The sequence below is a fragment of the Microbacterium sp. MYb64 genome (assembly GCF_002979495.1).
GTDB lineage: Bacteria > Actinomycetota > Actinomycetes > Actinomycetales > Microbacteriaceae > Microbacterium > Microbacterium azadirachtae_A.
The window spans coordinates 100,631-124,775 of the sequence record NZ_PCOW01000004.1 but is presented as its reverse complement, the minus strand read 5'-3'; the positions used below and the strand labels follow the sequence as shown (position 1 = coordinate 124,775).

Here is a 24,145-nt window from a genome sequence, read left to right as displayed (position 1 = left end):
GTGCTCCTTCTTTCTCGATATCTGTTTGCGGGATCCGCGCAGCGCCTCAGCGGCGGCGCAGGCTCTCCGGTGCGGCCATGGTGAGCGTCTCCCCGCGGAAGAAGCCCGGGGATCGGAAGTACTGGACGATCATCACCACGACGCCCAGCAGGATGACCGAGACGCCCAGGATGAACACCAGCCCGACGCCTCCGATCTGCGAACCGCTTCCGGTCGCCCCCGGCGTCCAGCTCTCCACGAGGGAGAGCACGAAGATGCCGAGGAGGATGATCCCCCCGATGAGGGGGAACAGGAACGTGAAGAACACGTTCCGCGCCGAGTCGAACCACTGCTTGCGGAAGTACCACACGCAGGCGAACGCCGTGATCCCGTAGTAGAAGCAGATCATGATCCCGAGGGCGGCGATTGTGTCCCAGAGCACGGTGTCGCTCACCAGGCGCATGATCGCGTAGAACGCGCTCGCCACGATCGCGGCGACCACGGTCGCGTAACCAGGGGTGAAGAACCGCGGGCTCACCGTGGCGAACTTCGGCGGCAGCGCCCCGTAGTGCCCCATCGCGAGCAGCGTGCGGGCCGGGCTCACGAACGTGGACTGCAGCGACGACGCGGAGGAGGTCAGCACGGCGAGGGACACGAGGAACGCGAGCGGCCCCATGATCGGACCCGACAGCGCGAAGAACACGTTCTCCTGGATGCCCTCGTTCCCGAGGCCCAGCTCACCGGTCCCGACACCCGCGAACATGATCATGCCGATCGTCAGCAGCAGGTAGACCGAGATGATGGTGATCACGGTCGTAGTCGCCGCGCGCCCGGGGGTGCGCTCCGGATCCTTCGTCTCCTCGTTCATGGTGAGCGTGACGTCCCAGCCCCAGAACATGAAGATCGACAGTGAGAGGCCGGTCACGAGGGCGCCGACCGAGGAGATCGCGAACGGATCGAACCACTGGATGTCGAAGCGGGTGGGATCGAAGGCGTCGCCGCTCGCGCCGCGCACGATCGCGACCACCGCGAACACCAGCAGCACGGCGAGCTGGAAGCCGACCAGCACGTACTGCAGCTTCTGCGAGGTCTGCATGTCGCGATACGAGATCCAGGTCGCGCCGAGCATGAACAGCAGGCACACGCCCACGTTGATGAACGGGTTGGAGGCGAGATCCGAGATCGAAGGATTCTGCGCGATCTGCGAGATCAGCAGGAACAGGAAGTCGACCGCGATGCCGGCGAGGTTCGACAGCACCAGGATGGTCGCTGCGATGAGTCCCCAGCCGGCCATCCAGCCGATCCAGGGTCCGAACGCGCGCGTCGCCCAGGTGAAGGACGTGCCGGAGTCGGGCATCTCGCGGTTCAGCTCGCGGTAGCCGAACGCCACGAGCAGCATCGGGATGAAGCCGACCAGCAGCACGGCCGGCACCTGGGTGCCCACGGCGGAGGCGGTCGGGCCGACGCCGGCGGTGAAGGTGTAGGCGGGGGCGATGCAGGAGATGCCCATCACGATCGCGCCGAGAAGGCCGACCGTGCCGACGCTCAAGCCCTTGCGGGAGATGCCGCCGGTCACCGAGTCTGAGGGCGCGTCGGTCGGCGCGGCGATGCGCTCGTCGGTGGCGGTCATGCGTCGGCTCCCTTCGCGGTCTCGGTGGTGGTGGTGTCCGGTGCGGTCTTGTCCGGTGTGTCGGCGAGCGGGTCATGACTCGTGCGCGGCACGACGATCATGGGGACCGGCAGCACGTGCAGCATCTTGGCCGCGGTCGAGCCGAGGAAGAGCCGGCGCGGCTGCGCGAGCCTGCTGGATCCCACGATGAGCATCTCGCCAGGTTTCCAGGCCAGGCGCGCCACGGCCTCCTCGACGGTCTCGCCCGGCGCGTGCTCGAGCTCGGCGTCGACGCCCTCTGGGAGTGCGTCGGACGCCCGGGCGAGCACGTCCTCGCCGAGCGCGTCGTCGACCAGGCGCATGGCGCCCGTGCCGAGGCCCGCCGGTACATCGAACGGCACGAGCGAGATGAGCCGGAGGCCGCTATCCGTCATGGCGGCGAGCCGGACGGCCGCGTCCAGCAGCACATCGGCGCCGGGCCGGGTGCCGATCGCCGCCGTCACCCTGGACACGTCCGTGTCTGCGTCGATCCCGCGCGCGAGCCCCGCGGGGGCGAGCGCCACGGGCACCGGAGAGGAGTGCAGCAGCTCGCTGGCGACGCTCCCGATCCGGTGGTAGCCGAACAGTCCGCCGTTGGCGGCGCCGACCACGATCAGCCCCGCCCCGAACTCCTCCGCGGCCTCGACGAGACCCTCGGCGAACGACTCCCCCGGGCGCACGTGGCCGGAGTGCGAGACGCCGGCCGGAATGCGTCCGGCGGCGTCGCGCAGCCACGTGCGCGCCTGCTTCTGGATGTGCGTCTCGTAGGAGCGCTCCGGCGGCACCGCGGCCGACAGCGCACCCTCACGGGGCAGCACCGTCACGACGTGCAGGTGCGCTCCGGCGCTGCGCGCGAGCCGTACGCCCAGCGCGAGGGCGTCGGATCCGGAGTTCGTCGGGCGGAAGCCGACGACGATGGCTCGGGTCATGCGCCATCCAGGGCGGGCTCGCGCAGCTCGTCGGCGACGGCGGAGCGGTCCGCTTCGAGGATCTGCGCGGCGGCGAGGCGACCCATACGGATCGCGCCGTCGACGTGCTGGTAGCCGGCACCCGCAAGGTCGGAGCAGGCGAAGTGGATCGGGCCCACGGAGGCGCGGAGGTCCTTGCCGTAGCGGTGCAGGCCGCCCATGTCGAAGCTCGCGGCGTACGCGCCACGGGTCCACTCCTCGGTGCCCCAGTCGCTCTCGTAATACACGACCGGGTTCTTCGCCTCGGGGCCGTAGTAGTGGGAGAGGGACTCGAGGATCCGCTCCTTGCGCTCCTCGGCGCTCAGCTCGAAGACGTCGTCGGCGTTCTGGTCGCTCACGAAGCCGACCAGAGTGCCGCGCTCGTCGGCGTGGTTGGTGTTGTCATACGCCTCGTGCACGAGCTCGTACGGGCTGAACGCGGTGCCGGACAGGCCCTGCTCGCGCCAGAACGGACGGTCGTAGACGGCGTGCACCTTGATCACGAAGCCCATCGACAGGTGCTGGTGCATCTGGTGCTGGCGGCGCGGCAGCGACGGCACGAAGGAGATCCGGTCGTAGAGCACCGGTGCGTGCGCGAGGATCGCGTAGCGGGCGCGGACCGTGAGCGCGTCGGTGGTCGCGGTGACGCCGCCGGTCCCTGAGCCCGTCGAAGGGCCCCACTCGAGGGTGCGGACGGGCTGGTTCAGCAGCACGTCGTCGCCGAGGCGCTCCGCGAGCAGCTGCGGGACCTGCTGCAGACCGCCCACGACGCGCTTGTCGAGGATGAAGTCGGCGTCGACGAGGTTCGAGTACGAGCCCGCGGATGCCGCCATCAGCAACGACTGGAGCAGCGAGAACGCGTGGGTCGGCTTGGTGAGCATCGCGGATCCGGTCGCGAACGCGAGGTTGCGCACGGCCTCGTCGTCGTCGCTCTGCTCGCGCAGCCACGCGTCCCAGGTGACGGAGTCCCACTCGGCGGCCTTCGGGTGCGCGTACGGGCGGTCCGGGTCGATCTCGGCGACCATGGCGTCGAGGCGCTCGGTGATCTCGGCGATGACCTTCTCGGTCTCGGCGGAGACCGGGAACATCTCACCCGTGAAGCGGTGCAGCGCGCCGTCGGGGCCGACGTAGACGCTGTCGCCCTCGCGGTAGCGGCTGAAGGTCTCCAGCCCCAGCTCGTCGATCGTCTCGATCAGCGCGTCCTGGTCGGGCGAGACCCACTGGCCGCCGATCTCGAGCATGGCGCCGTCGATGACGTCGGTCCACAGCCGCCCGCCGACACGGTCGCGGGCCTCCAGGACCACGACCGACAAACCCGCCTTGCGCAGTTCGTTCGCGGCGGTGGTGCCTGCGGCGCCCGCTCCCACGATGAGCACGTCACGGGTGATATCGGCCAATTTCGACTCCTTCATCGGTTTGCGCGGTGGTGCGCGGTGCAGGCGGTGCTGCGTCTTGTCCTGCTCTGTCTTGCGTGTTCAGAAAAGTTGCCGGGCGCGATCCAGCATCCCCCGATCCCGATCGCGCCCGGACGTCTCAGTGGGCCGCGAGGGCTTCGGCGATGACGTCGAGACCCTCGTTGAGGAGGTCGTCGCCGATCGTCAGCGGCGGGAGGAAGCGGATCACGTTGCCGAACGTGCCGCAGGTGAGGACGATGACGCCCTGGGCGATCGCGGCCTTCGCGACCGCGCCGGTGAGCGCGGCGTCCGGGGCTCCGGTGGCGGGGTCCACGAACTCGGCGGCGATCATGGCGCCGTGGCCGCGGATGTCGCCCACGCGCGGGTCGGCGGCCTGGATCGCGGCGAGGCGGTCCTTGAGCAGCGCGCCGATCTCGACGGCGCGCTCCAGCAGGCCCTCGGTCTCGTAGGCGTCGATCGCGGCGAGCGCGGCGGCGCAGGCCACCGGGTTGCCGCCGTAGGTGCCGCCGAGGCCCCCGGAGTGCGACGCGTCCATGATCTCGGCGCGGCCGGTGACGGCGGCCAGCGGCATGCCGCCGGCGATGCCCTTGGCCGTGGTGATGAGGTCGGGCTCGATGCCGAAGATCTCGCTCGCGAACATCGCGCCGGTGCGGCCGAAGCCGGTCTGCACCTCGTCGGCGATGAAGACGACGCCGTTCGCGCGGCACCACTCGACGATCGCGGGCAGGTAGCCGTCGGCGGGGACGATGAAGCCGCCCTCGCCCTGGATCGGCTCGATGATGACGGCGGCCAGGTTGTCGGCGCCGATCTGCTTCTCCAGCTGGAGGATCGTGCGGGCCGCCGCCTCGGCGCCGGACAGGCCGTCGCGGAACGGGTACGAGGCCTGCGCGCGGTACACCTCGGGGGCGAACGGACCGAAGCCGCTCTTGTAGGGCATGGCCTTGGCGGTGAGCGCCATGGTCAGGTTGGTGCGGCCGTGGTAGCCGTGGTCGAAGGCGACGACGGCCTGGCGGCCGGTGTGCTTGCGGGCGATCTTGATCGCGTTCTCGACCGCCTCCGCACCCGAGTTGAACAGGGCGGTCTTCTTGGCGAAGTCGCCGGGGGTGAGGCGGTTGAGGGCCTCGGCGACCTCCACGTACGACTCGTACGGGGAGATCATGAAGCAGGTGTGGGTGAACTGCGCGGCCTGCGCGGCGATGGCCGCGGCGACCTTCGGGTGCGCGCTGCCGACCGTGGTCACGGCGATGCCGGATCCCAGGTCGATGATCGAGTTGCCGTCGGCGTCGACGACGACGCCGCCGCCCGCGGCGACCGCGGCGACGGGCACGGTGTGCCCCACTCCGGCGGGAACGGCCGAGGCCTTGCGGGCGAGGATCTCGGCCGAGCGCGGGCCGGGGAGCTCGGTGACGAGACGGCGCTCCTGGGGAAGGGAGGGGCCGCCGAGGGGAAGCGTGTCTGCCTGCGCGTCGATGGTGCTCATGGCGTCGAGACTACGGAGGTCCCCGCCCGGCAGCATTCGCCGTGGCGTACAATCTGGATCACGATTTCGCCGACCCGGCCACGTCGCGATCGGCTGCGAAGGAGCCCCGCCCATGGACCAGCAACCCACGCTGCGCACCCTGCTCGGTCGCGTCGACCTGCATCTGCGACTGGTCGGATCCGAGGCTGCGCTGCCCACCGGATCCCTCGACCTCCCGCTGCGCTGGGTGCACAACTCCGACCTCACGGATCCCACGCCCTTCCTCGCCGAGGATCTCGCCCTGCTCACGACGGGTACGCAGTTCGCCGACGACGACCCCGCAGGCACCCGCGCGTACGTGCAGCGCCTCGTCGACAGGGGGGTGGTGGGGCTGGGCTTCGGCACCGAGGTGCACCGGAGCGGAATCCCGGCGGACCTCGCCACCGCCTGCGCGCAGTCCGGACTGCCGCTGTTCGAGGTGCCGTACGGCACGCCGTTCATCGCCGTCGCGCGGGCGCACTCGGAGGCGATCGCGGCGCAGGCGTATGCCAGGCGCACCTGGGCGCTGGAGACCCAGCGCGCCCTGTCGGTCGCGGCGCTCCGCCCGCACGGGCTGGAGTCGACGCTCACCGAGCTGTCCCGGCGGCTCGGCTGCCGGGTGGGCATGTACGACGCCTCGGGGCAGCTCGTGCACGAGCACCCCTCCGGCGGGGCATCCCCGGTCGTCGCCGCCGCGGCGGCGGACCTCCTCGCCCGCGGCGGCTCCGCGAACCGCGTGGTGCAGGACGGCGACGCGGCGCACACCCTGCTCACCGTGGGGCGCGCGGGGCACCTCCGCGGGGTCGTCGCGATCGCGAGCGGCACTCTGGATCCGGAGACCCGCGCCGTGGTGACCTCGGTCATCGCGATGGCCGGGCTCTCGCTCGAGCAGAGCGAGCAGCTGGCCCGCAGCCGGCGACGACTGCACAGCCAACTGCTCGCCTCGCTGCTCGCCGACGACCCGACCCTGGCGCGGCGAGTGCTCGGCGCTCTGCCGCCGGCACCCGTGGTGGTCGCGGTCGCCGCAGGGCCGCGTCAGGGCGCCGTCGTCGAATGGTGGGAACGGCAGCACGGCGACGCCGCACCGGCCGTGTTCCTCGCCGAGTCGGAGGACGGGCTCGTGATGTGCCTGAGCGTCGCGGACGCCGGGGTGCTGGACGAGGTCGCTGCACGCACAGGGGTGCGCATCGGGGTCTCGGCACCCGAGGAGTACGGCGGATTCTCCCGCGCTCACGCACAGGCGCTCACCGCACTGCGCCGCGCGGGCGAGGCCGTCACGCGCTATGCCGACAGTGCGGAATCGAGCGTGCTCGCGGCCTTCGCGACCGATGAGGCGCGCCTGATCGCCGAGTCCCTGCTGGCGCCCCTCCGCCAGCACGATGCGCAGGAGGGGGCGGAGCTGGAGCGATCGCTGCGGGTCTGGCTCGAGCACGACACCCGCCTGGAGCCCGCCGCGGCCGCGCTCGGGGTGCACCGGCACACGCTGCGCACCCGGATCGCCCAGGCGGCGTCGATCCTCGGCGCGGATCTCGGATCCTTCCCGGCGCGCGCGGAGCTCTGGGCCGCGCTGCGGACCGCGGGCGACTGACCGGACCGCTGTCAGCTCTGGCCCCGTCCAGGGCGCCCACACCCCTTCGGGTCGCAGAAACTGCTCGAAGGCTGAGGTCGCAGCAGCAGAAATCGCGACCCGAACGGGAGAACCGCGACCCGAACGCTCGCGGTCAGCGCTTCCGCGCCGCGATCATCTCGGCAGCGGTGCCGTGGAAGATCGGGCCGTGCCCGACCACGATCGTGCCCTCCGGCAGGTCGCGCAGGCGCTCGAGGCTCTCCGGCGTCTGCTCCGGGGCATCGCTGAACGGGCCGAGCTGCACGTCCGTGGATCCGTTCAGCACGTGGCGTGTGGTGAGGGCGTCGCCGACGAAGATCGCGTCGGCCGCAGGGACGCGGATGGCGACGGATCCGGGAGAGTGGCCGGGGAGGCCGATGATCTCCGGCGATCCGGGCAGGTCCAGCACGTCCCCGTCCCGCATCGTGCGCACTGCGCCGAGGTGCTTCGTGCGCATCCCGCCTCGGCGCAGCGCCGCGGCGAAGAACTGCAGCGCCGGCCCGAGCCGCATGGCGCCGCCCGATGCCCCCGGCGTCTTCTCCCCCTGTGCGCGACCCGCGTCCGCCTCGTGCACGAACGTCGGCACGTCGTACTCGGTGCGCAGCCACTCGGCGATGCCGATGTGATCGCTGTCGCCGTGGGTGAGAACGACGCCGCGGATGTCCTCGGGGCGGCGACCCGCTGCGGCGAGCGCCTGCTGCAGGATCCGCCGGTCGCCCGGCAGGCCCGCGTCGATGAGCGTGATGCCCTCGTCGGTGACGACGGCATGCATGGCGACGATGTCGTCGCCGATCCGGATGAGCTCTGCGTTCATGATGGCTACGCTATATAGCTATGATGGCTACTGTCAATAGCCATATGATCGAAGAACGGCAGCCGGCTCGCACGGCCGCCACGGAGGAGGATCCGATGCCCGCACCGCAGCGCGTGACCCGCGCCGCACTCACCGCCGCCGCGCGCGCCATCGCCGAGGACGAGGGCATCGACGCCGTCACGATCAGCGCGGTCGCGACAGCCGTCGGCGTGCGCCCGCCCAGCCTGTACAAGCACGTCGACCACCGGCACGACCTGCTGCGACTGATCGCCGACGACGCCGCCCGCGAACTCGACGAGGACGTGGCCGCCCTGGCCGGATCCGCGACCGATCCCGCCGCAAAGCTCACGGCGATCGCGCGGGCGTTCCGGGCGTTCAGCGCCCGCTCCCCGCGCGCGTCCTCGCTGCTGTTCTCCGGCGCCGCGCTGGGCGCGGGGCCGCAGTCCGAGGGGATGATCGCGCTCACGCGCACCCTGCTGAGCGCCGTGCAGGCCACGACGCCGGCCGATCCGCTCCCCGCCGCTCGCACGCTGACGGCATGGGCGCACGGCTTCTGCACCATGGAGCAGGCGGGCGCGTTCCAGCTCGGCGGCGACGTGGACGAGGCGTTCGAGTTCGGCCTGACCACGCTCGTGGGGGCGCTCACCGCGCGCGGCTGAGCACTTCTCCGCGCACTCCCCGCGCGGCGGCGGTGACCCTGCCCGCGGTGGGCGCACCGGCGTAGTGTGGGCTCATGGGAGGCATCGAGGATCTGAACCGCGCGGTCGCCGCTGCGGCCTCCGCCCCCAGCGCCGCCACTGAGGCTCTCGAGGCGATCGATGGACTCGTGACCGCGATCGATGCGGATCGCGCCGCCGGCCTCTTCGGCCGTTGGGGTCTCGCCACCGCGGTCGACGGACGCACCGGCGAAGCGCTCCTCCCGCAGCCGCTCTTCGAGGCGCTGCACGAGCGGGCGGGGCTCGAGGCGACCTGGCCGATCGGCAACGCCGGGCTGCTGCAGACCTACGGCTCGCTCCTCGCGCCCGACGCCACGGGCGACCGCAACCGCGAGCGCTGGCTCGGTGCGGAGCTCGCCACGGGGCTGGGCCTGGACGGCGCGCACTTCGTGCCGTGGGAGGGATCCCGCACGCTGCTCGACCGCGCCACCGAGGCCGCCGCGGTGCTGCTCGCTTCTGGCGGGGAGTTCTCCTGGTACGCGCTCGCCGAGGGCAGGGCCACGCGGGCCGTGCTGAGCCACGAGTACGACGGATCCCGCGCCCTCGCCTACGCAGTGGCGCCGGCGCCCGGGACGTCGCCGCTCCTGGTCGCGCTGCTCCCGGTGGCGCAGGCCGAGACGGTCCGCCGCGACCTCGACGAGGCCGCCTCGCGCCTGCGCTGGAACGCCGCCTGACCCCACCACTTCCGAGTCGTCCCCGTCAGCGCACGCCATGGGCTCCGCTGATGGGGACGACGCGGAGATGGAGAGCACCCATATTTCGAGTCGTCCCCATGAGCGCACGCCATGGGCTCCGCTGACCGGGACGATACGGAGGGGTCCGATCCGAATCCCAGGCCGGATCCGGCCCGGATCCAGCCTCCTCATAGTTCGCATTCAGCGGATTCATCGATTCGTCACCCGGGCGTCACCCGCCGTACCCCTGCCGCTGGTGGGCTGGACGGGCTCGGGCTCGGCGTGCACGCACGTGAGCCGACGGGCCTCCCCGCTCCCCCAGAGGAAGACAGCCATGAACGCCAGAACCACGTTCGCGCGCTCCGCGATCGCGCTCACCCTCGTCGCCGGCGCCGCGCTGGCCGCACCCGCCGCCTTTGCGGCGGGCCCCTCCGACCCGTCCGTCCCCGGCGGTGCGACCCGCAACGACGGCGACCAGACCGCGGCGCTGCGCGACGCGATCGTCGCGGGTCCCGCGAAGAACGTGATCCTGCTCATCGGCGACGGCATGGGCGACTCCGAGATCACGGTCGCCCGCGACTACCAGTACGGCGCCGGCGGGCGCCTCCCCGGCATCGACGCGCTTCCGCTGACCGGCTCCTACACGACGTACTCGCTGAACAAGGACGGCTCGGCCGACTACGTCCCGGATTCGGCCGCGACCGGCTCGGCGTGGGCGACCGGCACCAAGACCTACGACGGCGCGATCTCCGTCGACATCGCAGGCAAGGGGCACGACACGCTGCTCGAGCTCGCCAAGGCGAACGGGCGCAAGACCGGCAACGTCTCCACGGCGGAGCTGCAGGACGCGACCCCCGCGGTGCAGGCCGCGCATGTCGCAGGACGCAAGTGCTACGGCCCCGACTCGGCCAAGCAGTGCGGCGCCGACCTCCTCGAGAACGGCGGCAAGGGCTCGATCAGCGAGCAGATCCTGGACACCCGCGCCGACGTCACGCTCGGCGGCGGATCCGAGTCGTTCGAGCAGACCGCGAAGGCCGGCGCGTGGCCGGGCGCGACCCTGTTCCAGCAGGCCGCGACCCGCGGCTACCAGGTCGCCCGCACGGCCGCCGACCTGGCCGCGATCAGCACCGCGGACCAGGCCGGCCCGGTCCTGGGCACGTTCAGCGCCGGGAACTTCCCCACCCGCTTCGCGGAGACCACGGCCACCGTCGGCGGCGCCGACGCACCCCCGGTCACGTGCACCGAGAGCGCCGACCGCCTCGACTCCTCGCTCTCGCTCGCATCGCTCACCCAGAAGTCGATCGACCTGCTCAAGGGCGACAAGGGCTTCTTCCTGCAGGTCGAGGGCGCCTCGATCGACAAGCAGGACCACGCCGCCAACGCGTGCGGTCAGATCGGCGAGACCATCGACCTCGACGAGGCCGTGCAGGTCGCGCTCGACTTCGCCAAGGCCGACGGGAACACCCTCGTGATCGTCACCGCCGACCACGCGCACACCTCGCAGATCGTGGACAGCACCCCGCCGACCTCGCTCTCGATCGCCCTGAAGACCACCGAGGGATCCACGATGAAGGTGTCCTACGGCACCGCCGGTGCGGGCGGCTCGCAGCAGCACACCGGAAGCCAGGTGCGCATCGCCGGCTACGGCCCCGGGGCCGCGAACGTCGTCGGCCTCACGGACCAGACCGACAACTTCTTCACCATCGCGGGAGCCCTGCAGCTGAACCGCGACCTGCCCGCGCTCTCGGCCGGCGCCACCCTCACGGTGCCGGAGAAGGTCGCGCCCGGCGGCACGATCGCCCTCGCAGCCGCGGGGCTGAACGGCGACCGCCAAGTGAACGGATCCGTCTCCGCCGCGGGCGCAGCGGCACGGGCCGCAGCCGAGACGGTCGGGCGGACCGACGTCATCGACGGCGGTGTCGGGCTGTCGCTGACCGCCCCGACCGAGCCGGGCGAGTACACGGTCGCCCTGACCGGCGAGCAGACCGGCAAGGCGCTGACCGCCACGTTCACGGTCGCCGAAGGTGCCCCGACCACGCCGACGGCATCGCCGAGCCCCACCGCTCCGGCCGTGGCCCTGCCCCCGACCGACGGCAACGGCGGCAGCCTCGCGCTCACCGGCGGTACCGTCGGCGCCGCGGCCCTCGTCGCGCTCGCCCTGATCGCCGCAGGCCTGCTGCTGGCCCGCGCCCGCGCTCGCGCCCGCCGCGCCTGACTCCGGCTTCCACCACCGAGTCGTCCCCGCCAGCGCACCCTATGGGCTCCGCTGGTGGGGACGACCCAGAGGTAGCGAGCACCCGCCGCACCCACATTCCGAGTCGTCCCCGCCGGCGCACCCTATGGGCTCCGCTGGCGGGGACGACTCGGAAGTGGGGCGGGCTCAGGCGGGGGCGTGGGCCTCGAGGAACTCGTACACGTCCGTCGTGTCGACGCCGGGGAACGCTCCCGTCGGCAGCGTCGCCAGCAGGGTGCGCGGGGTGCGCACGTTCGGCCAGGACTGCTCGCGCCAGCGCTTCTCGAGATCGGCCGGAGCGCGCCGGCAGCACACCTCGACCGAGTGCTTCGAGACGCCGCGGTTGGGGGTGTCCCGCCCGATGAACCACTTCGTGTCGTCGAAGCGCACCCCCACGCTCACCGAGTGCAGGCCCTCGCTCGATGGTTCCACGCGGGCGGTGCACCAGTAGGTCCCATTGCCCGTGTCGGTGTACTGGTAGTACGGGTTGAACCGGTCCTCCTCCTCGAACACGACCCGGCTGGTCCACTTGCGGCAGCACATCTGCCCCTCGATGGATCCGAGCCGGTCGGTCGGGAAGTTCACGTCGTCGTTCTCGTACGCCTTCGTGATCGTGCCCGATTCGTGCACCTTGAGGAAGTGCACCGGGATGTCCAGATGCCGGGTGGCGAGGTTCGTGAACCGGTGCGCGGCCGTCTCGTAGGACACGGAATAGGCGTCGCGGAGGTCCTCGATCGAGATCGCGCGGCGCTCCTTCGCGTCCTTCAGCACGGGCACGAGGTGCTCCTCTGGCATGAGCAGCGCACCCGTGAGGTAGTTGGTCTCCACGCGCTGCCGCAGGAACTCGGCGTAGCTGCGCGGCTCGGAGTGCCCGAGGATGCGGCTGGAGAGCGCCTGCAGCACGGCGGTGCGCGCGTCGCCCTTGCCCGGCACGCGGCTGGAGAGGTACAGCCGCCCATGAGCGAGGTCGGCGACGCTGCGCGTGGACTGCGGTAGATCGGGCGCGTAGTGCAGGGTGAAGCCGAGGTGCGCGGCGATGTCGCTCGCGCTGCGCTGCGTGAGCGGCCCGCCAGGGTGATGCACGGCGGCGAGGATCTCCGCCGCCTTCTTCTCGAGGTCGGCGAAGTGGTTGTCCTGACGGCGCATGAGGTGGCGCAGCTCGACGTTCGCACGGCGGGCCTCCTCGGGAGTCGCCGCACGCTCGTCGCGGAGCTTGTCGATCTCGCCGTGCAGGGCGAGCAGCGCCCGCAGCGCCTCGTCGGGAACGGTCTTCGAGATCCGGAACGGGGCGATGCCGAGAGCCTGAAAGGTCTGCCCCTTCATCGCGCGCTCGACCGCGATCTCCATCGCGGCGCGCTCGTCGAGAGGCTGCTCGGCGAGGATCTGGTCGATCGTCGTGTCCAGCACGCGGGCGATCTGCTGGAGCTGGGTGAGCTTCGGCTCGCGCTTGCCGGTCTCGATCATGGACACCTGGCTCGGCGCCCGTTCGATCGCCGTCGCGAGCTGCTCGAGGGTTATCCCCGCCGCCGTGCGGAGCTGTCGGATGCGTCGTCCGATCGTGAGAGCGTCGACCTCTTCTGCCGTGTCTGCGGTGACCATGGCGCCGATTCTGTCACGAAAACAGAAATCTGAGCAAACTTCTCCTTCGATTTGGTCTGACCGACTTCAGATCTTCACTCAGAGTGGTCACAAGCCACCCCGGCTACTTCGACAGGCTCAGCAGCCGATGCCGGACCGGATCCACTCACGGAGGAGACAGATCATGACCATTCCCACCGCGTCGCCGACCGCCCCGATCCGGACCGTCGGCACTGCCGTCTCCGGCACCGAGGGCCCCGCGATCCGCATTACCGGTCCCCTGCACGACCGCTTCGGCGAGATCCTCACGCCCGCGGCCGTGGCCTTCCTCACGGAGCTGCACCACCGCTTCGGCGGGCGCCGGCACGACCGCCTCGCCGACCGCATGCGCCGCCGCTTCGAGATCGGCAACGGGCACGACCCGCGCTTCCGCGACGACACCCGGCACATCCGCGAGGACGCCGACTGGCGCGTCGCCGGGGCGGGCCCCGGCCTCGAGGACCGCCGCGTGGAGATCACCGGCCCGACGGATCCGAAGATGACCATCAACGCGCTGAACTCCGGCGCCAAGGTGTGGCTCGCCGATCAGGAGGACGCGACGAGCCCGACCTGGAGCAATGTGATCGGCGGTCAGCTGTCGCTGCGCGACGCGATCCGCGGACGCCTGACCCACACGAGCGAGGACGGCAAGGAGTACCGCGTCACCGCAGAGCAGACCCCCACGATCGTGATGCGGCCCCGTGGCTGGCACCTCGTGGAGAAGCACCTCGAGTTCACCGATCGCACCGGACGCCGCATGGACGCCTCGGGCTCCCTGGTGGACTTCGGCCTCTACTTCTTCCACAACGCGCAGGCCCTCATCGAGGCCGGCCGCGGGCCGTACTTCTACATCGCCAAGCTCGAGTCGAGCGAGGAGGCGAAGCTCTGGAACGACGTGTTCACGTTCAGCGAGGAGTACTTCGGGATCTCCCGTGGCACGATCCGCGCGACCGTGCTGATCGAGACGCTCCCCGCCGCGTTCGAGATGGAGGAGATCCTGTTCGAGCTGCGCGAGCACTGCGCGGGTCTGAACGCCGGACGCTGGGACTACATCTTCTCGATCATCAAGAACTACCGCGGTCGCGGCGCGCGCTTCGTGCTCCCCGACCGCAGCGAGGTCACGATGACGGTGCCGTTCATGCGGGCGTACACCGAGCTGCTCGTGCAGACCTGCCACAAGCGCGGCGCCTTCGCGATCGGCGGCATGAGCGCCTTCATCCCCAACCGGCGCGACCCCGAGGTGACCGCCCGTGCGATCGAGAAGGTGGCGGCCGACAAGAAGCGCGAGGCCGGCGACGGCTTCGACGGCACCTGGGTGGCGCACCCCGACCTCATCCCGACCGCCCTGGCCGAGTTCGACGCCGTGCTCGGCGAGCGCCCCAACCAGCTCGACCGTCAGCGTCCCGACGTGCCGGTGCGCGCGGAGGATCTGCTGGACGTGCACATCGGGCGCCCGATCACGGCCGAGGGTGTGCGCGACAACGTCTCCGTGGCGATCCGCTACCTCGAGGCCTGGCTGCGCGGGATCGGCGCCGTCGCGATCGACAACCTCATGGAGGACGCGGCGACCGCCGAGATCAGCCGCTCTCAGGTGTGGCAGTGGATCCACCAGGGGCAGTCCACGCAGGACGGCACCCTGATCACGGCCGAGTACGTCGAGGGCCTGATCGCCGCGGTGCTCGCCGAGACGCCGCGCCCTTCGGCAGGCTCAGGGACCGACGACCGCTTCGAGGACGCCGCCGCGGTGTTCCGCGAGGTGGCGCTGCAGCCCGAGTTCCCGGCGTTCCTGACGCTGCCCGCCTACTCCCGCTTCCTCGTCGAGACCGCCTGACCCGCTCGGCACCCGACCATTCGCCCACGAACGAAGGACATGACCATGACTCGCTACCAGGACGACATCGACGCCATCCAGGCGCTGAAGGCGGCGGCCGGATCCCCGTGGAACGCCATCGACCCCGAGTCCGCCGCCCGCATGCGGGCGCAGAACCGCTTCCGCACCGGACTCGAGATCGCGCAGTACACGGCCGACATCATGCGCCGCGACATGGAGGAGTACGACGCCGACTCTTCGCTGTATACCCAGTCGCTCGGCGTCTGGCACGGCTTCATCGGGCAGCAGAAGCTCATCTCGATCAAGAAGCACCTGAAGTCGACGAACAAGCGCTACCTCTACCTCTCCGGCTGGATGGTCGCGGCCCTCCGCTCCGAGTTCGGGCCGCTCCCCGACCAGTCGATGCACGAGAAGACGGCGGTGCCCGCCCTCATCGAGGAGCTCTACACGTTCCTGCGTCAGGCCGATGCCCGCGAACTCGACCTGCTCTTCACCCAGCTCGACGCGGCGCGCGCGGCCGGCGATGACACCTCGGCCGAGTTCATCCAATCCCAGATCGACGACTACGAGACCCACGTCGTCCCGATCATCGCCGACATCGACGCGGGCTTCGGAAACCCGGAGGCGACCTACCTCCTCGCCAAGAAGATGATCGAGGCGGGCGCGTGCGCGATCCAGATCGAAAACCAGGTCTCGGATGAGAAGCAGTGCGGCCACCAGGACGGCAAGGTCACCGTGCCGCACGAGGACTTCATCGCCAAGCTCAACGCGGTCCGCTACGCGTTCCTCGAGCTCGGGATCGACAACGGCGTCATCGTCGCCCGCACCGACTCGCTGGGCGCCGGCCTCACCCAGAAGCTCGCCGTCACGCAGGAGCCGGGCGATCTGGGCGACCAGTACAACGCGTTCCTCGACGTCGAGGAGGTCTCCGAGGCCGAGCTCGGCAACGGCGACGTGATCATCAAGCGCGACGGCCGTCTGCTGCGGCCCCGCCGACTCGCGAGCAACCTCTACCAGTTCCGTCCGGGGACCGGCGAGGAGCGCGTCGTGCTGGACTGCATCACCTCCCTGCGCAACGGCGCCGACCTGCTGTGGATCGAGACCGAGAAGCCGCACGTCGAGCAGATCGCCGGCATGGTCGACGCGATCCGCGCCGAGATCCCGAACGCGAAGCTCGTCTACAACAACAGCCCGTCGTTCAACTGGACGCTGAACTTCCGTCAGCAGGTCTACGACCTCCTCGCGGAGCAGGGCGAGGACGTCTCCGGCTACGACCGCGGCGCGCTCATGAGCGTCGAGTACGACGACACCGAGCTGGCGCGTCTCGCCGACGAGAAGATCCGCACCTTCCAGCGCGACGGATCCGCGCGCGCCGGGATCTTCCACCACCTCATCACGCTGCCGACCTACCACACGGCCGCGCTGTCGACGGATGACCTCGCGAAGGGCTACTTCGGCGACGAGGGCATGCTCGCGTACGTCAAGGGCGTGCAGCGCCGCGAGATCCGCGGCGGGATCGCCACCGTCAAGCACCAGAACATGGCGGGATCCGACCTCGGCGACAACCACAAGGAGTACTTCGCCGGCGACGCCGCCCTCAAGGCCGGCGGCCAGCACAACACGATGAACCAGTTCAGCTGACCTTCCCTTGCCATCCTGTGCCGAACTCAGTCATCACTCCCCGTTTTTGGGCCATCACCCGACGGAACAGGCGTGATCGACTGAGTTCGGCACACTCGCGACCGGAAGGATCCACCGCATGACCTCCACCGCAGACCTCTACGACGAGCACGGCGACGACCTGCAGTCCCTCGCCCTGCAGCTGCGCGACTTCGGCGGGCACCGCGCCTTCGAGGGCCCGATCCGCACGGTGCGCTGCTTCCAGGACAATCAGCTCGTGAAGGACCTCCTCGCCACCCCCGGTGACGGCGCCGTGCTCGTGATCGACGGATCCGGATCCCTCGGCACCGCGCTCATGGGCGACATGATCGCGGCGAGCGCCGTCGCGAACGGCTGGGCCGGCGTGGTCATCCACGGCGCGATCCGCGACAGCGCGGCGATCGGCCGGCTGCCGCTGGGCGTCAAGGCCCTCGGCACGAATCCGCGCAAGAGCACCAAGACCGGGACCGGCCAGGTCGACGTGATGCTGCGCTTCGGCGATGTGGAGTTCTGCCCCGGCGCCGTGCTCTACGCGGACGAGGACGGCGTGCTCGTCGAACGCTGACAACGGCTGCGGAGAGACGGCCTCGCGGGCCGGCGCAGAACTCGGGGCCGATGCCTCATGCGCCGACCCGGCGGCGGCGCGAAGGTGGATCCATGTCCACCGCATCGACACCCCAGGCGGCCGCCGCCGACGTGACAGACCGCCCCCGTCTTCCCGATGGCGACGACGAGAGGTTCACCGGGTTCGGCGTGCTCGGCCTCACGTTCCGCAGCGGCGACTGCCTCGCCCTGCGCGTGATGACCGGGACCAGCATCGGCCCCGCCTACCGCGCCGTCTGGCACCGCGCACCCGCAGGCGACTGGCACATGTTCGTCACCACGGATCCGGAGCACAGCTGCCCGCGGTACTTCAGCGCCGCGGCGACCTACGAACGCGTGCCGGAGATCGACCTGAGCTGGACGGATCCAGCCCGACTGCAGGTTCGGATCGTCGGCGTGCTGGATTGGAACCTCCTGCTGCGGGCCACACCGGCGACACGGGCCATGTCGGCGCTCGGCGGCGCCCTGCCCGACGCCGCCCGGCGCAGCGATCCGTTCCTCGGCGCGATGGGTCCCATGGCCCGGCCGATGCTCCGCACGGGGCGAATGCGAATGGTCGGCGCGGCGCCCAATCGGCAGCGCTTCCAGGTGGTTCCGACGCGGATCTGGCGGGTCTCGGCCAGCACCGCCCGCATCGGCGGCCGGGACCTCGGTCCGATCGGCCCCCTCGATCGGCAGATCGGGCTCGGCGACTTCTGGATGCCGCAGCGCGGGCTCTTCTACGTCGGCGACGCGCGCTTCAGCGCGTTCGACCCCGCCGTTCACGCGGCCGTCGCGGCGCCCGCGGACGGACTCGCCGGGGATGCGCGGCAGCGCTGATGTCCCTGGCCCTGCAGGAGCGCATCGCCGACAATGGACCTGTGGGCGCGACAGCCGGTGCTCCGACCAGGGGCGAGATGCTCGCGGCGGTCTCCGTCGCGATCGACCTGGGTCTCGGCCAGCCCGCGGAGCACATGATGCGCGCGGCCGTCCTCGCCGACCGGCTCGCCGCGCGGCTGGGACTGGACGAGGCGCAGCGCGGCGCCGCCTACCAGTCGACGCTGCTCATGTGGATCGGCTGCACGGCCGACTCGCAGGAGTACGCGCGCTGGTTCGGCGACGACATCGCCGTGCGCAGCGCCTCGTACCTGGTGGACTGGTCGGGACTGCCCTTCCTGCGGTTCCTGGTCGAGCACGTCGCGCAGGGCCGCCCGCTCGTGCAGCGCGCGACGACGCTCACCGCGCTCATGATCGACTCGCGTGGCAGCCTCGGCACGCTGCTGCACTCGCACTGCCTCTCCGCCGCCCTGCTGGCCGAGCGCCTGGGCCTCCCGCACGCGGTGCAGGAGGCCGTGTCCGCGGCCTTCGAGCGGTACGACGGCCACGGGCTCCCCCGGAGCCTCTCCGGCGACGCGATCCCGCTCGCGATGCGGATCGCCCAGCTCGCCGACACCGCAGAGGTGCACGACCGCCTCGGCGGAACAGAGGCGGCGATCCGCATGGCCCGAGAGCGCCGCGGCGGGCAGTTCGATCCCGAGATCGTCGATGCGTTCACCGCCGATGCGGAAGCGCTGCTCGACATCCCGCACGGATCCGCCGCGTGGACCGCCGCCCTGGAGTGCGCGCCCGATCGCGACGACGTGCTGCACGGCGAGGCCCTCGATGCGGCCGTCGCGGCGATCGGCGACTTCGCCGACCTGAAGTGCCCGTTCCTGCTGGGGCACTCGCGCGGCGTGGCCGAGATCGCGGCGACGGCGGCCAGGGCGGTCGGGGTCCCCTCCGACGAGGTGACGGCCCTCCGACGCGCGGCGCATCTGCACGACGTGGGACGGCTGGGCGTCTCGAACCTGGTCTGGTCGAAGCCCGGCGCTCTCGACGACGGCGACTGGGAGCACGTGCGAATGCACCCCTACCTCGGCGGCCGCGTGCTCGCGCGGATCCCCGGGCTCGCCGCCGAGGCGGCACTGGTGCGCGCGCATCACGAGCACCTGGACGGCAGCGGCTACCCGGCCGGCACGGCGGGCACGAGCCTCACGCGGTCCGACCGCCTTCTCGCCGCCGCCGTCGCCTACCGGGCGGCGACCGAGCCGCGTCCCTACCGTGCGGCGCTCGAGCCCGCCGAGGCGATCGCCCGCCTGCACCGGCGCGTGGCCGCGGGGCACCTGGACGGGGAGGCGGTCGCCGCGGTCGCATCCGCGGCGACCGGCCCCCTCGGCGCGCGGACCCCGCGCACCGCCCTTCCTGCCGGGCTCACCCCGCGCGAGGCCGAGATCCTGACGCTCGTCGCGCAGGGCCGCAGCAACCGCGAGATCGCGACGGCGCTGACGCTCAGCGAGAAGACCGTGCGCAATCACGTCGAGCACACCTACGCGAAGATCGGCGTCGCCAACAGGGTCGGCGCGAGCCTGTTCGCGATCGACCACGGCTTCATCGGCCGCTCGGCGTGAACGACCGCGGATCGGGGATGTCATGACGCGAGTGCTCGCCACGGCCTACGCGGTCGTCGCCTATCTGGCCTTCCTCGCCGTGATCGTCTGGGCGGTCGCGTTCCTCGCGGATCTGGGCACCTGGACCACCGTGGACCGCGGTCCGGTCGCCGCGCCGCCGATCGCGGTCGCGGTCGACCTCCTGCTCCTCCTCGTGTTCGCGCTGCATCACTCATTCTTCGCGCGGACCTCCGTCAAGCAGCGACTGTCGCGGGTGCTCGCACCCCGGATCGAACGCTCGACGTACGTGCTCACGGCCGGCCTGCTGCTGGCTCTGGTGCTGTGGCAGTGGCGTCCGATCCCTGCGGTGATCTGGCACGCGCACGCCGAACCATGGCGCGCGGCGCTCTGGGCCGTCTTCGCCCTCGGGTGGCTGATCGCGATCGGCTCGACGTTCATGATCGACCACCTGGAGTTCGTCGGGATCCGACAGGCCGTGTCCGGCGGATCCCGGGCCGCCGCCTTCCAGGCACGCTGGCTCTACGCGTTCGTGCGGCATCCGCTCATGCTCGGCCTGCTCCTGGCGTTCTGGGCCGCGCCGACCATGACGTGGGGGCATGCGCTGTTCGCGGCGGCGTTCAGCGCCTACATCGCGATCGGGATCCGCTTCGAGGAGCGCGACCTTCGCGCGAATCTCGGCGAGCCCTACCGCCGGTATGCCCGGCGCACCCCTGCGCTCGTGCCTGGACTGCGCCCGCGGGGCGGGCGGCGTGCTCGCGCCAGGATCTAGGCGGACCGGATCCGGTTGCGGAGCTCGCCGATCCCCTCGATCGCGGTCGTGACGATGTCCCCGTCCTGCAGCCAGCGCGGATCCGCCATTCCGAGCGCGACACCGCCCGGGGTTCCGGTGAGGATGAGGTCGCCGGGTCGGAGCCGGGTGATCTGCGAGACGTAGGAGACGAGGTCGGCGGCGTCGAAGACCAGCTCGCGGGTGTTCCCGTCCTGCACCTGCTCGCCGTTCACGGCGCAGACGATGCGGAGTCCGGCACTCGGATCGACCTCGTCCGCGGTGACGACGAACGGACCGATCGGCGTGGTGGCGTCGAACGCCTTGCCCTGCAGCCACTGCAGGGTGCGCCGCTGCCAGTCCCGCATCGAGATGTCGTTCGCGACCGTGTAGCCGAGGATCGCGGCCGCCGCCTCGTCCCGGCCCGCGCGGTGCACCTCGGATCCGACGACCACGGCCAGCTCCGCCTCCCAGTCCAGCTGCGCGGTGTCGTGGACCCGGATCTCGTCCGCCGGTCCCGTGAGGGTGTCGGCGAACTTGGCGAAGAGCGTCGGGTGCTCCGGCACGGCGCGCCCGGTCTCGAGGATGTGGTCGCGGTAGTTGAGACCGCAGCAGAACACCTTCGCGGGCCGCGGCAGGGGCACCCCGAAGGCCCCGAGATCCAGATCCTGCCGGGTCCGCCCCCGGAGCGCGGTCTCGGCCCGCTCCCGCCAGCCCTCTCCGGCGACGAGCTCCTGCGCATCCGCCTCGTCGAGCAGCACCCAGCCTTCGGCGTCGCCGACCGCGGCCCGGGTGCCGCCGGCGACGCGGACGGTCGCGACCCGCATCAGTCCCGATCCCCGTCGGCGGTCACGGCCTCACCGAGGTGCGCGACGCCCTGGATCTCGATCATCGCCTCCTTCTGCCACAGCCGGGTGACGCCGATCCCCGCCATCGCCGGATACTCGGTGCCGGCCATCTCGCGCCAGCGCCGCCCGATCTCGCGACCGTTGGCCTGGTAGTCGTCGACGTCGGTGAGGTAGATCGTGACGTCCACGAGGTCCTCTGGCTTGCCGCCGGCCGCTTCGAGCGTGACGAGCACATTCGAGAACGCCTGCGCGAACTGCTCGACGATCCCCCCTGGCACGATCGCGCCGGTGCGGTCCATCGCGGTCTGCCCGCCGAGGTAGACGAACTCGCCGGCGCGCACTCCGTGCGCGAAACCGCTCGGGGCGATGAGGGTTTCGGGGTTGATGATCTGGCGGGTCATGGTTCTTGTCCTCCTGCGTGGATGCGTATGGGGAGCGGGCTCAGGGACCGGATGCGGTTCGGGCTCAGGGACCGACCGGCGCGAGGGCTTCGACGGCCTCGCGCTGCGGGATCCACCGGCGGTGCTCCGGCGCGCTCTCGCCTGCGCGCTCGTCCCGGACGAGCGAGAGCCGCGGTCGCACGGCGTCGGTGCGGGCGGTCGGCGGCTTGCGCGACCCGGCGCGGAACGGCGCCACCCAGTCCGCGCCCTCCCCGCGGTAGCCCTGGTCCGCGGCCGCGTGCAGCGTCCACTGCGGATCCCAGAGGTGCGTGCGGCCGAGCGCGACGAGGTCGGCGCGACCGGCGAGCAGGATCGAGTTGACGTCGTCGTGGCTGGACACCGCGCCCACCGCGATCACGCTGACGCCGGCCTCGGCTGCGACCCGATTGCGGATCGCGTCGGCGAACGGCGTCTGGTAGCTGCGGCCGAACTGCGGCTTCTCCTCCTTGGCGATCTGTCCGGAGGACACGTCGATCGCGTCAGCTCCGTGCGCGATGAACGCGCGGGCGATCTCGATCGCGTCCTCGAGCTCGTTGCCACCTTCGCACCAGTCCACGGCCGAGAGGCGCACGGTGAGCGGACGTTCGGCCGGCCACGCGGCGCGCATGGCGTCGAACACCTCGAGCGGGTAGCGCAGGCGGTTGTCCAGATCGCCGCCGTACTCGTCGGTGCGCCGGTTCGAGACCGGCGAAAGGAACGACGAGATGAGGTAGCCGTGGGCGGCGTGCAGCTCGGCGAGGTCGAACCCGGCCTCGGCCGCGCGACGCGTGGCCGCGACGAACTCCTCGCGCACCCGGTCCATGCCGGCGCGATCGATCTCCTGCGGCGCGTGATTGGCCGGGCCGTAGGGCAGCGGGGACGGCGCGAGGGTCTCCCAGTTGCCCTCGGGCAGCGGATCGTCGATCCCCTCCCACATGAGCTTGGTGGATCCCTTGCGGCCGGAGTGGCCGAGCTGCACGCCGATCTTCGCGGTCGACCGGCTGTGCACGTAGTCCGCGATCCGCCCCCATGCGTCGCGCTGCTCGTCGGTGTAGAGGCCGCCGCAGCCCGGCGTGATCCGCCCCTCGGCCGAGACGCAGACCATCTCCGTCATGACGAGACCCGCGCCGCCCGTGGCCTTGGATCCGAGATGCACGAGGTGGAAGTCGCCGGGCACCCCCTCGACCGAGGAGTACATGTCCATGGGCGACACGACGACGCGGTTCTTCAGCGCGAGCGCACCGATCCGATGCGGACGGAACATCGCCGGCTCGTCCTCGGTCCGGCCCGCGAAGCCCGCCCCGCGCACGACGTCGGCGGCGAAGACCGGATCCCGCAGGGCGAGGTTGTCCAGCGTGATGCGCCGGCTGCGGGTGAGCAGGTTGAAGGAGAACTGCAGCGGCTCCTGGTCCGCGTACTGGCCGATCCGCTCGAACCACTCGAGCGACGCCTGCGCGGCGCGCTGGGTGGACGCGACGACGGGGCGGCGTTCGAGCTCGTAGGCGTCCAGCGCATCGTCGAGCCGGTCGTGCTCGTGCAGGCAGGCGGCGAGCGCGAGCGCGTCCTCCATGGCGAGCTTCGTGCCGGAGCCGATCGAGAAGTGCGCGGTGTGCGCGGCGTCGCCGAGGATCACGAGGTTCTCGTGGTGCCAGTGCTCGTTGCGCACCGTGGTGAAGTTCAGCCACTTGGAGTTGTTCGTGAGCACCTCGTGGCCATCGAGCACGTCGGCGAAGAACCCGCGGATCCGCTCGACCGAGAAGTCGTCGCTCACCCCGGGCGGGAAGACCTCCTGCTCGGTCGCGTCGAAGCCTGCCGCGCGCCACACGTCCTCGTGCATCTCGATGAGGAACGTCGAGCCCTGGTCGGAGTACGGGTACCCGTGCAGCTGCATGATGCCGTGCGGGGTGTGCAGCACCGCGAACGTGAACGCCTCGAACACGCGATCCGTGCCGAGCCACATGTACTTCGACACGCGGCGGTCAAGGTCAGGTCCGAAGGCCTCGGCGAACTGTCCGCGCACACGGGAGTTCACGCCGTCCGCGGCCAGCACGAGGTCGTACTCCGCCATGAGCGCGGCGGCGTCCGGCGCCTCGGCGCGGAAGCGGATCTCGGCGCCGAGCTCGATCGCCCGCTGCTGCAGCAGTTGCAGCAGCTCCTTCCGTCCCATCGCGGCGAAACCCTGGCCGCCGACGGTGTGGGTGGTCCCGCCGAAGAGCACGTCGATGTCGGTCCAGCGGGCGAACTGCTCGCACATCCGGGCGGCGATGACCGGATCCGCGTTCTCGATCCCGCCGAGGGTCTCGTCGCTGAACACGACGCCGAAGCCGAACGTATCGTCGGGGGCGTTGCGCTCCCAGATCGTGACCTCGTGCGAGGGGTCGAGCTGCTTCATGAGGGCGGAGAAGTAGAGCCCTCCCGGGCCCCCTCCGATCACGGCGATGCGCAT

At 71.2% G+C, this 24,145-nt stretch carries 19 protein-coding genes; 10 read left to right on the top strand and 9 right to left on the bottom strand.

Going from position 1 to position 24,145, the window contains the following annotated elements; all coding sequences use genetic code 11:
• Positions 1-46 precede the first annotated feature (46 nt).
• The 4 genes from CQ044_RS05755 to gabT all read right to left on the bottom strand — a co-directional run bounded on the left by CQ044_RS05755 (position 47) and on the right by gabT (position 5,469).
• Positions 47-1,609 carry an APC family permease gene (locus CQ044_RS05755; protein ID WP_105687533.1) on the bottom strand — a complete coding sequence of 521 codons (1,563 nt, stop codon included), beginning with the start codon at positions 1,607-1,609 and terminating at the stop codon, positions 47-49.
• Entirely contained in the window at positions 1,606-2,556 is a 951-nt protein-coding gene (locus CQ044_RS05750; RefSeq protein WP_105687530.1) for a universal stress protein, read from the bottom strand. Before CQ044_RS05750 ends, CQ044_RS05755 begins: the two co-directional genes overlap by 4 nt.
• Positions 2,553-3,971: an NAD(P)/FAD-dependent oxidoreductase gene (locus CQ044_RS05745; RefSeq protein ID WP_105687528.1), complete on the bottom strand. Its 1,419-nt coding sequence runs from the start codon at positions 3,969-3,971 to the stop codon at positions 2,553-2,555. Before CQ044_RS05745 ends, CQ044_RS05750 begins: the two co-directional genes overlap by 4 nt.
• Before the next feature lie 136 nt (positions 3,972-4,107).
• A complete protein-coding gene (gene gabT, locus CQ044_RS05740; protein ID WP_105687525.1) occupies positions 4,108-5,469 on the bottom strand; it encodes a 4-aminobutyrate--2-oxoglutarate transaminase in 1,362 nt (453 codons plus the stop codon).
• Positions 5,470-5,581: 112 nt separating this feature from the next.
• Between gabT and CQ044_RS05735 the strand changes: the two genes are divergently transcribed.
• A complete protein-coding gene (locus CQ044_RS05735; protein WP_105687523.1) occupies positions 5,582-7,075 on the top strand; it encodes a PucR family transcriptional regulator in 1,494 nt (497 codons plus the stop codon).
• A 133-nt stretch (positions 7,076-7,208) separates the two neighbouring features.
• On the opposite strand, the gene CQ044_RS05730 is transcribed toward CQ044_RS05735, so the two are convergent.
• On the bottom strand, positions 7,209-7,907 hold the full coding sequence (locus CQ044_RS05730) for an MBL fold metallo-hydrolase (protein WP_105687521.1): 699 nt from the start codon (positions 7,905-7,907) through the stop codon (positions 7,209-7,211).
• A 95-nt stretch (positions 7,908-8,002) separates the two neighbouring features.
• Between CQ044_RS05730 and CQ044_RS05725 the strand changes: the two genes are divergently transcribed.
• From CQ044_RS05725 to phoA, 3 genes are all read left to right on the top strand, one after another.
• Positions 8,003-8,566 (top strand): TetR-like C-terminal domain-containing protein, encoded by a 564-nt coding sequence (locus CQ044_RS05725; RefSeq protein ID WP_181158190.1) that lies wholly within the window; start codon positions 8,003-8,005, stop codon positions 8,564-8,566.
• A gap of 74 nt (positions 8,567-8,640) precedes the next feature.
• Positions 8,641-9,297 (top strand): amino acid deaminase, encoded by a 657-nt coding sequence (locus tag CQ044_RS05720; RefSeq protein WP_105687517.1) that lies wholly within the window; start codon positions 8,641-8,643, stop codon positions 9,295-9,297.
• A gap of 334 nt (positions 9,298-9,631) precedes the next feature.
• A complete protein-coding gene (phoA, locus tag CQ044_RS05715) occupies positions 9,632-11,512 on the top strand; it encodes an alkaline phosphatase (RefSeq protein WP_105687515.1) in 1,881 nt (626 codons plus the stop codon).
• A 165-nt stretch (positions 11,513-11,677) separates the two neighbouring features.
• Here the strand turns inward: phoA and CQ044_RS05710 are convergent, their stop codons facing one another.
• Complete coding sequence (locus CQ044_RS05710; protein WP_105687513.1) at positions 11,678-13,129, bottom strand: helix-turn-helix transcriptional regulator; 1,452 nt, start codon at positions 13,127-13,129, stop codon at positions 11,678-11,680.
• Between the two features lie 163 nt (positions 13,130-13,292).
• Between CQ044_RS05710 and aceB the strand changes: the two genes are divergently transcribed.
• The 6 genes from aceB (at position 13,293) to CQ044_RS05680 (ending at position 20,435) form a co-directional block, all read left to right on the top strand.
• Positions 13,293-14,978, top strand: coding sequence for a malate synthase A (aceB, locus tag CQ044_RS05705; RefSeq protein ID WP_105687511.1), 1,686 nt, complete (start codon positions 13,293-13,295; stop codon positions 14,976-14,978).
• A 45-nt stretch (positions 14,979-15,023) separates the two neighbouring features.
• The gene (locus tag CQ044_RS05700) at positions 15,024-16,619 is read left to right on the top strand and encodes an isocitrate lyase (protein WP_105687693.1); all 1,596 of its coding nucleotides are present in this window, start codon (positions 15,024-15,026) and stop codon (positions 16,617-16,619) included.
• A gap of 118 nt (positions 16,620-16,737) precedes the next feature.
• Complete coding sequence (gene rraA, locus CQ044_RS05695) at positions 16,738-17,202, top strand: ribonuclease E activity regulator RraA (RefSeq protein ID WP_105687509.1); 465 nt, start codon at positions 16,738-16,740, stop codon at positions 17,200-17,202.
• A gap of 92 nt (positions 17,203-17,294) precedes the next feature.
• Positions 17,295-18,059, top strand: a complete 765-nt coding sequence (locus CQ044_RS05690) for a hypothetical protein (protein WP_105687507.1) — start codon at positions 17,295-17,297, stop codon at positions 18,057-18,059.
• A complete protein-coding gene (locus CQ044_RS05685; RefSeq protein ID WP_105687505.1) occupies positions 18,059-19,666 on the top strand; it encodes an HD domain-containing phosphohydrolase in 1,608 nt (535 codons plus the stop codon). Before CQ044_RS05690 ends, CQ044_RS05685 begins: the two co-directional genes overlap by 1 nt.
• 22 nt (positions 19,667-19,688) lie before the next feature.
• The gene (locus CQ044_RS05680; RefSeq protein ID WP_105687503.1) at positions 19,689-20,435 is read left to right on the top strand and encodes an isoprenylcysteine carboxylmethyltransferase family protein; all 747 of its coding nucleotides are present in this window, start codon (positions 19,689-19,691) and stop codon (positions 20,433-20,435) included.
• Here the strand turns inward: CQ044_RS05680 and CQ044_RS05675 are convergent.
• The 3 genes from CQ044_RS05675 to CQ044_RS05665 all read right to left on the bottom strand — a co-directional run bounded on the left by CQ044_RS05675 (position 20,432) and on the right by CQ044_RS05665 (position 24,145).
• On the bottom strand, positions 20,432-21,259 hold the full coding sequence (locus tag CQ044_RS05675; RefSeq protein WP_105687501.1) for a fumarylacetoacetate hydrolase family protein: 828 nt from the start codon (positions 21,257-21,259) through the stop codon (positions 20,432-20,434). The two genes, CQ044_RS05680 and CQ044_RS05675, sit on opposite strands and share 4 nt — an antisense overlap.
• A complete protein-coding gene (locus tag CQ044_RS05670) occupies positions 21,259-21,681 on the bottom strand; it encodes a RidA family protein (RefSeq protein ID WP_105687499.1) in 423 nt (140 codons plus the stop codon). Before CQ044_RS05670 ends, CQ044_RS05675 begins: the two co-directional genes overlap by 1 nt.
• Before the next feature lie 64 nt (positions 21,682-21,745).
• Positions 21,746-24,145 (bottom strand): bifunctional salicylyl-CoA 5-hydroxylase/oxidoreductase, encoded by a 2,400-nt coding sequence (locus tag CQ044_RS05665; RefSeq protein WP_105687497.1) that lies wholly within the window; start codon positions 24,143-24,145, stop codon positions 21,746-21,748.